Source organism: Methanobrevibacter sp., assembly GCF_045541095.1.
Taxonomy (GTDB): domain Archaea; phylum Methanobacteriota; class Methanobacteria; order Methanobacteriales; family Methanobacteriaceae; genus Methanocatella.
This window is the reverse complement of sequence record NZ_JAZQIJ010000238.1, coordinates 1-8,742: the sequence shown is the minus strand read 5'-3', so window position 1 is coordinate 8,742 and position 8,742 is coordinate 1. Positions and strand designations below refer to the sequence as shown.

Sequence of the window (8,742 nt, the reverse complement as noted above, 5' to 3'; positions counted from 1 at the left end):
TTAATACTTTATAGTTATTATCAATTAAATATTTTCTTAATATTTATATAAATTAAAATACATAATATATACCAATAAAATATTTTTATTTTATTTATTTTATTAATTAAATATTCAAGGTGTTAATTTGAAAATTACAGCTATCGGCGCGGATATATCCAAAAATGATGTATCTTGCAGTGCCAAGCTAGTAGAAACTATAGAAAACAACCTTTATAAAGTCAAAGAATTAGGTGCAAGAGATGTGGCACTCACAAACATCACAGGTGATGATGTTGTGATAAGTGCATTTGTTGAAGATGACTTGCTTGAACCTATTAATAAAGGTATTGTTGATGTTTTAAAGGAAAGTGCAGAAAATTTAGGTGATTTGTCAGGCATTTCTCAAAATCCTGAAGATGCTGGAGAAGGAATTTCTTATGCACAGGCTAGCATAAGACCAGACAGATTTCCGGATGCCATAGTTTTAGGTTTTGATACATATGGGGGAGAACCTTTTGTGGCAGATGTTGCAAACTCAGCAATAGATGCTGCCAAGGGGATGAAAAATGTAACTGACGTATCCGATTATATTGAACCTAAAATAAGGGAAATTCCTGGTGTCGGATATGTTTCACCTGAAACTGATGATCCTGTTGTTGTGGCAGTTATTGAAAATATCGAATCAGTAGGCATAGTGGCAGGAGCAATGATAGGGGCTGCACTCGGATGTAAAAATACATATTTGGTCAAACGAGGAACAACTTGTAATGTTTTGCCTGGAAGCGTAATATTTTCAGCAACCGCATTTATGAATGGAAATGTAATTGATTTGGCTGTTCCGTTTGAAAATAAAACTAGAATTTTAAGATAGGAGATAAAATTATGATTTTGTTAAATGAAGATACAAAATGTTTAGTTCAAGGAATCACCGGAAAACAAGGTTCATTCCACACTGAACAAATGTTAAATTACAATACTAATATCGTTGCAGGTTTAACTCCTGGAAAAGGAGGTCAGGACTTTATGGGAGTCCCGATTTTCAATTCAATGGAAGAAGCAGTTGAAGAAGTGGATGTCAATGCTTCAATTATTTTTGTACCTGCAAGATTTGCAAAAGATGCTGCATTTGAAGCAATCAGACATTTGGATTTGGTTGTAATCATTTCTGAACATATTCCTGTCCATGACAGTATGAAAATCATGGCATATGCAAAACAGATGGGCACAACCATTATAGGTCCGAATACTCCTGGAATCATTTCACCTGGTGTCGGTAAATTAGGTATCATGCCAACTCACATCTTTAAGGAAGGTAATGTCGGTGTAATTTCCAGAAGCGGTACCTTAACCTATGAAATTGCAAGTGAGCTTACCAATGCAGGAATTGGTCAAAGTACTGCTGTAGGTATTGGAGGAGACCCTGTTACAGGAGATAATTATGTTGATATCTTAAAAAGATTCGATAAAGATGATCAAACTGATGCGGTTGTTCTGATTGGTGAAATCGGAGGAACTGCAGAGGAAAGGGCTGGAAAATTCATTGCAGAAGAAATGAATAAACCTGTCGTATCATATATCGCAGGAAGAACTGCACCTCCTGGCAAAAGAATGGGTCACGCTGGAGCTATTATTCAAGGTTCTTCCGGTACTGTTGCAAGTAAAACTGCTGCTTTGAATGAAGCAGGTGTTGATGTAGCAATCAAACCGTCTGAAATTGTAGATTTACTTAAAAAGGTTATGTAATGTCAAATCAGGAAATTATTGATAAACTATTGTCCGGTGAGATGAAACTCTACCAGGTGGACAAGCATGTCAGTGCCAAAGAGGCAACTGACATAAGAAGAGAATTTTTAGAGCAGAAATATGATTTAAAGCTGTCCAATATCTCAAATTACACTTTGGATATGGAAAGGGCATCCGCAAGAAACATAGAAAATTCAATTGGTGTTTTACAGCTTCCGATGGGTATTGCAGGACCAATGAAAATCAATGGTCAATACTGTCAAAGGGAAGTATTTGTTCCCCTTGCAACATCAGAAGGAGCACTTGTTGCATCAATCAACAGAGGAGCTTCCACTATTACAGCATCCGGTGGTGTAAATGCAAGGGTTGTTTCAGATATCATGACAAGAGCTCCAGCCATCAAATGCGAAGGTGTAAGCGATGCTTTAAAAATCAAACAATGGTTTGTTGATAATTTCGATGAACTCAAAGAGATTGCAGAAAGCACAACATCTCACGGTAAACTTATTAAAATTGATCCTATCTTAATTGTTGGAAGCTATGTTTATCCAAGATTCGTTTTCTCAACAGGAGACAGTATGGGAATGAATATGGTGACAATAGCTTCTGAAAAAATTCTAGAAAAACTTGCCGATGAAACAACTGCAGTTCACATTGCACTGAGCGGAAACGTATGTGTGGACAAAAAACCTGCAGCTATTAACATTGTTGAAGGAAGAGGAAAAAGTGTAGTTGCAGATATATTGATACCTGAAGAAATAGTAGAAAAGAAACTCAAAACCACTGCGGATGCAATCGTTGAAGTAAACACTGCTAAAAACCTGATAGGTTCAGCAGCAAGTGGAGCCATGGCATATAATGCTCATTATGCAAATATGGTTGCAGCAATATTTTTGGCAACAGGTCAGGATGCTGCCCACGTCGTTGAGGGATCCCTTGGAATAACCACTGCTGAAAACAGAAACGGAGATTTGTATTTCTCAGTTAACCTTCCTGACTTGCCTGTAGCAACTGTTGGTGGAGGAACAAGCCTGGAAGTTGCACACGAAGGGTTGGAAATTTTAGGCGTTGCAGGTTCAAACCATGCTCGTGAATTTGCAGAAATCGTTGCATCAACAGTTCTTGCCGGAGAATTGTCACTTGTCGGAGCATTGGCTGCAGGACACCTTGCAAGAGCTCACAAGGAACTTGGACGAGGATAAAATGGATAATCTTTTAGAGGAATTGTATCCTGAAATTACTCTTGAAACAGAAGATTTGATAATGACGATATCTGTCAAAAAGGATTATTCACAAATTGAAGATTTGGACAAACGCAAAGAAGAATTCATCAATGATTTGAGGGATTTCATTAAGGAATTTAGTGAAACTCCCGAATCAAAAGAATTCATGGCTTTTTTTGATTAGTAAGCTATATTATACTAATATTAAACAATTTTCATAATATTTAAATTAAATAAATCTCATATTATTAATATTAAGGAAAAATTTTTACATTTTAAAAATTTTTTCATTTAATTGGGCATAATTTCTGAATATATTATTAATAATATGGGGTGGATTATGGATAATAAAATTAAAATTTTAATACTCCTGATTCTAATGTGTTTAACGGTAAATACAGTATTTGCCAGTGATATGAATGACACGCTCACATTGAATGAGGATTCAAGTCAGGAAGTAATAGCTAAGGAGAACAACAATACCGTATTGCAGGCTTCTAAAAATTATGGAGCTTTATACCAGGATATTCATGGCACTCAAGCAAGTGAAATCAACTTGACAACTGATTATATTTATCAGTCTTTTTGGGATTCTCACATGGCTAGTGGTGTTCCTATTAAACGTAATGTAACAATCAACGGTAACGGACACACAATAGACGGTTATTATCATGCAAGAATATTTGAAATTGCCGATGATAGTCTTAATATTATTATAAAAGATCTTCATTTTGTTAATGGTGAAACCACTAAATATGGTGGTGCGATATCAGGTAAATGTACTGTAATAAACTGTACTTTTTATAATAATCTTGCTGATAAAGGTGGTGCTCTTTACAAGGCTTCTGCTATTAACTGTAGTTTTGAACTAAACCGTGCAAAAACAGAAGGGGGAGCAATATATATTGATACTCCAAACCTCAACGTTGAAAACTGTAGTTTTGTAACTAATTATGCAGGCAAATTGGGTGGTGCAATTGCCATAAATGAGGTAATCGGTTCTACAATATCAAACTGTACTTTCACAAGAAATCAGGCAGAAAACGCCGGTTCCATGAGTGTAAGATATTCTCAAAAAGTAAATGTTACAAATTCCAAATTCAATAGTAATTCAGCCGGATTTAATGGAGGAGCTATATATTATGATTTTGCACTCCAAAATATTTTAGATAACTGTGATTTTGAAAATAATGCTGCGCCTCAAGACGGTGGTGCTATCACATGGATTTTAAGTAATGGTAACATTACTAACAACAGATTCAAACGCAATTCTGCAAACGGCAACGGTGGTGCTATTTATGCAGATGTTTCAAACACAGCTGTAATGATTGAACATCAAATTCTTACAGACTGTAATTTCACTGAAAATAGTGCAAAAAATGGTGGTGCGCTATATTGCGGTGGATCATACAGAGTAACTGACGGTACTTTGAATTTCATTAAAAATACTGCAGAGGAAAATGGTGGTGCAGTATACTGTATTAATTCAAGCTCATTTTCAGATTCACTATTTTTAAATAATAAAGCTCAGAATAATGGTGGAGCAGTATACTGCAATGACAGTTGCAGATTTTTCGGTTCCAGTTTCATTAACAATAACGCAAAAAATGACGGGGGAGCGTTATATGCAAATAATTACGGTTTCCTATTTGACAATCAATTCTTAAACAATTCTGCCCGTACTGGTGGTGCAATGTATTGCAATGAGCATTGTACAGTATCAAAAGCAGATTTCATTAACAACACTGCTGAAGATGACGGAGGTGCGATTTATTCTATTGCAGAAGGTTTGATATATAATATTAAGTTTAACAACAACTCTGCACACCGTGGTGGTGCCGTTTACATTGGAAAATACAATGATATTGGATTTTGTGAGTTCACCAGAAATTATGCCTACCAGGGACCTGCCGTATATACAGAAGATAACTTCAATGAAATTTATAATACTACTTTCTTGAAAAATAAACAGGAATTATCTGAATTTGATTTAAACACTGAAAGTTACAAATTCAATGTTCAATTGTTGAATAGTCGTTATTTATTTAATGCAGTTTATTCATGGTTCCCAATTGACTGCCACAACATTACCTTTTGGAACGGCACAGTCACTACCATGAGTGAATTGGACACTATGGGCGGTGCTGGAATAAACTTCACAATTGAAGTATATGATTCAAACAACAAGTTAGTTAAAAAAGAAATTCGCACAACAGATAACGACGGAAAAATAGTTTATGACTATTTTGATTTCGATGGAGGAAACTATACATTTAAAGTAACTCATGATGAAGATGACTATTACTTAGGTCTTTCAAAAACTTTCAAAATTACTGTTGCAGATTTCGATAAACTTCAGGCTTTGTTGGTTTTAGCAAAAGATACTGGAATAATCAATCTGACACGCAATTTCACTTATTCCATTGGTTATGATACACTTAGCTATCTTGGGGTTTATTCTGAAAACTTAACAATTTACGGTAACGGATATACAATTGATGCTTCAAATAGGTCAGTTTCATTTGCCGATGAACTGACAAACATAACTTTTTTAAACTGCAGTTTTAAAAACGGTATGGATTTCCACCTAAGAGGGAAAAATATTTTAATATCTGACTGTAATTTTGAAAATACCGGTTACTTTAGAAGCATTAATGCCTCTTCATGTCAAATCATTAACTGTAATTTCGACAGCATTATGGAAGGTAGTTATTTCAGTCCATTTGAGTTTACTGATAATAATATTATAATCATTAAAAATTCTAACTTCACAAATAATCTTGTAAATGGTTCCAATGGTGGTGCAATTTATTTGAGAAATAATAGTTATGAATTAATAATGGACTGTAATTTCATTAACAATACTGCTGAGGTTAATGATGCAGGTGCCATATACGGAATTGATTTGAAAAACTTTAATCTGGTTAATTCCAGTTTTATCAACAACACTGCTATTGTCGGTGGAGTTCTTGTTTTAACCTCAATCGAATATGGAATAATCACTATTGACGGATGTATGTTCCTAAACAATACTGCAAAAGAAAGTGCAAGTGCATTTAAAGTTTATGGAGACCCGGTCATTAAAAATTCAGTATTTTTAAACAACCAAGCTCCATCCAGCAAAATTGAAATGGATGTTGTTGATTTAGATACCATATCAGTTAATTTTGAAGGACAAAATGATTATATCAATGCAATTGTTGTATTAGGACGTTTGTCACTTGAAAACGTTACCTATTGGGACGGTACAATCACAAACACTAATAAAAAATCTCCTAACAGATCCAGTCCTGGACAAAACATAACAATCAATGCATATGATAAAAATGATAATCTGATTTTCCAAACTGTCGAGAAAACAGATGAAAACGGTCAATTGATTTACGCTATTTATAATTTGCCGTATGAAACAAAATATGTTGTATGTTGCCATGAAGATGATGCGTACTATGCAAGATCAGCAAATGTTACACGTAACGTAACAAGGATGGCTGATTTTGATAGGCTTCAACTATTGATAAATGCTGCCGGTGAAAATGGAGTTGTCAATTTGACAAGAAATTACACCTATGCTGAAGGTTTTGAAACTAGTGAGTATTTGTATATTAATTATAATAATATTACAATTAACGGAAATGGTTACTCAATCAATTTCAACGAAACAGGATTTATATATATTAATGAAGCAAATGGAATAACTTTAAACAACATTTCTTTCACTGGTGGAGAACGTCAAAGCGCTCTTATGTATATTGGTGGAGATTGTGAAATAAATGATTGTAATTTCACAAATATTAGTTTAGGTTCAGATAATGTTATTCATCAGTACAAAATAAATACTAATTTAGCAGTAAACAATACTAATTTTATAAATATTACTGCTACTGCCATAAGAGTAGATGATTTTACCTCAGCTTCAATTTGCAACAGTGATTTCATAAACAATACTCAAGCGATTTCCGCAGGAGGAAATACATTTAATGGAGTTGTAAAAAGTATTTTGATTAGTGAATGCAGCTTTACAAATAACTCATATATCAATAATAGTGCTGCATTAAACTTAAAGGCAGATACTATCAAAATTGAAAATTCCAATTTTACAAATAACAAAGGAACTGATGGTGGAGCAATATACGCAAGAGCAAATGAGATTACTGTAAACGGTTCCAATTTCTTTAATAACTCTGCAGATAAGAACGGTGGTGCGATTTATATTGCTGATTCTAATAAATATTTAAATGTAGACAATTCCAGTTTCAGATTCAATTCAGCTGATGTCGGACCTGCTATTTATTGTGCCGGCGGAAATTGTACTTTGAATAATGTAACCGTGTTGGATAATCGAGGACAACCAGCCTCATTATTGGAAGTTGAAAGTACCGGAAATAATGATGTAGTCATGAAATTTGAAGGTAAAAATAATTATATTAATGGAATTTATTCAAAATCAATAGAATTCCATAATGTAGTCTATTGGAATGGGGAAGTTGTAAACAGTGATGATGCTTATCCTGTTGAAAACGATTACAGCGGACAAAAAATCACTCTTGAGATATATAATAGTGAGGATAATTTAGTTGAAAATGTCACACTTGTAACTGACGGACAAAATAAGATTTATTATAAGTTAATCAATGGTGAAAATGGAAATTACACATTCAAAGCTTATCATTTAGATGATAACTATTACTCTTATATCAGTGGAGGCAATGGTACATTTGAGAGTATCCGTCCTCTAAGTTCTGTAAATATCAATATTGACAACGGAACAGAATTCTATTATTCAGATTGTAATATATCATTTGATATTATCAATAAAACTGTTACTAGGGTTGTTATAACAAATATTGATGGAACTCAAGTTTACATTAATCAAACAACTGCGGATGATTATGTCATTGTAGATTTAGATCCAAGTGAAGACTATTATAATATAACCGTCTATAATGATTATACTTTTGATTATGTGGGAAGTCAGGATTCCAAATTATTTAAAATATTGAAGGTAAAACCGTCAATTATCATTAATCCAATTTCTGATATTTATTATAATAATGAGTTTGATGTTACTTTTGATGGTGAAAACTTCGAAACAGTCAATGTTACTGTATTTGATGTATATGGTAATATAGTATTTAGTGAAGTTTCTTCAAACAAATATGTGACTATTCCTGTGTTACCTGTAGGTACATATAATATTACTGTAACTTCTGATGAAGATAAGTATCATAGCAATGCTTCTAACTCTAGTAAATTCAATATCATCAAGGCATATGCTAATGTTACTGTTAGTGTTGACAATGTAGTTTATGGTAATGAGTCTATGATTGTTATTTATGCTGATGTTGATGGTGTTTATACTGTTGATGTTAATGGCACTGTTAGGAATGTTACTATTGATGGTAATGTTGATAAATTTACATTGTATTTAGGAGCTGGTAAGTATTATGCTAATGTGACTTCTTTCGATAATGGTAATTATTCTATTAATAGCACTAATGCGATATTTGAAGTTTATAAAGCTATTAATAATCTAAGAGTTATTACTGCTAATGTTACTTATGGCAGTAAGTCTGTGATTTATGTTAATGCTGATGTTGATGGTGTTTATACTGTTGATGTTAATGGTACTATTGGGAATGTTACTGTTGAAGGTAAAGTTGGTAAATTTACATTGTTATTGGGTGCTGGTAAGTACTATGCTAATGTGACTTATTCAGGTAATGGTAATTATTCAACTATTATTTCTAATGCTTCATTTGAGGTTTATAAGGCTGTGAATAATGTTGAGGTT

The 8,742-nt window shown here is 33.5% G+C and carries 5 protein-coding genes; all 5 read left to right on the top strand.

The window, feature by feature from the left end; genetic code table 11:
• Positions 1-127 precede the first annotated feature (127 nt).
• On the top strand, positions 128-853 hold the full coding sequence (locus ACKI2P_RS10500; protein WP_407377404.1) for a hypothetical protein: 726 nt from the start codon (positions 128-130) through the stop codon (positions 851-853).
• 11 nt (positions 854-864) lie between these two features.
• The gene (sucD, locus tag ACKI2P_RS10495) at positions 865-1,725 is read left to right on the top strand and encodes a succinate--CoA ligase subunit alpha (protein WP_407377403.1); all 861 of its coding nucleotides are present in this window, start codon (positions 865-867) and stop codon (positions 1,723-1,725) included.
• On the top strand, positions 1,725-2,927 hold the full coding sequence (gene hmgA, locus ACKI2P_RS10490; RefSeq protein ID WP_407377402.1) for a hydroxymethylglutaryl-CoA reductase (NADPH): 1,203 nt from the start codon (positions 1,725-1,727) through the stop codon (positions 2,925-2,927). Before sucD ends, hmgA begins: the two co-directional genes overlap by 1 nt.
• Position 2,928: 1 nt before the next feature.
• On the top strand, positions 2,929-3,132 hold the full coding sequence (locus tag ACKI2P_RS10485) for a hypothetical protein (protein ID WP_407377401.1): 204 nt from the start codon (positions 2,929-2,931) through the stop codon (positions 3,130-3,132).
• 156 nt (positions 3,133-3,288) lie between these two features.
• The coding region (locus tag ACKI2P_RS10480; protein ID WP_407377399.1) for a right-handed parallel beta-helix repeat-containing protein at positions 3,289-8,742 on the top strand (5,454 nt) is incomplete at its 3' end.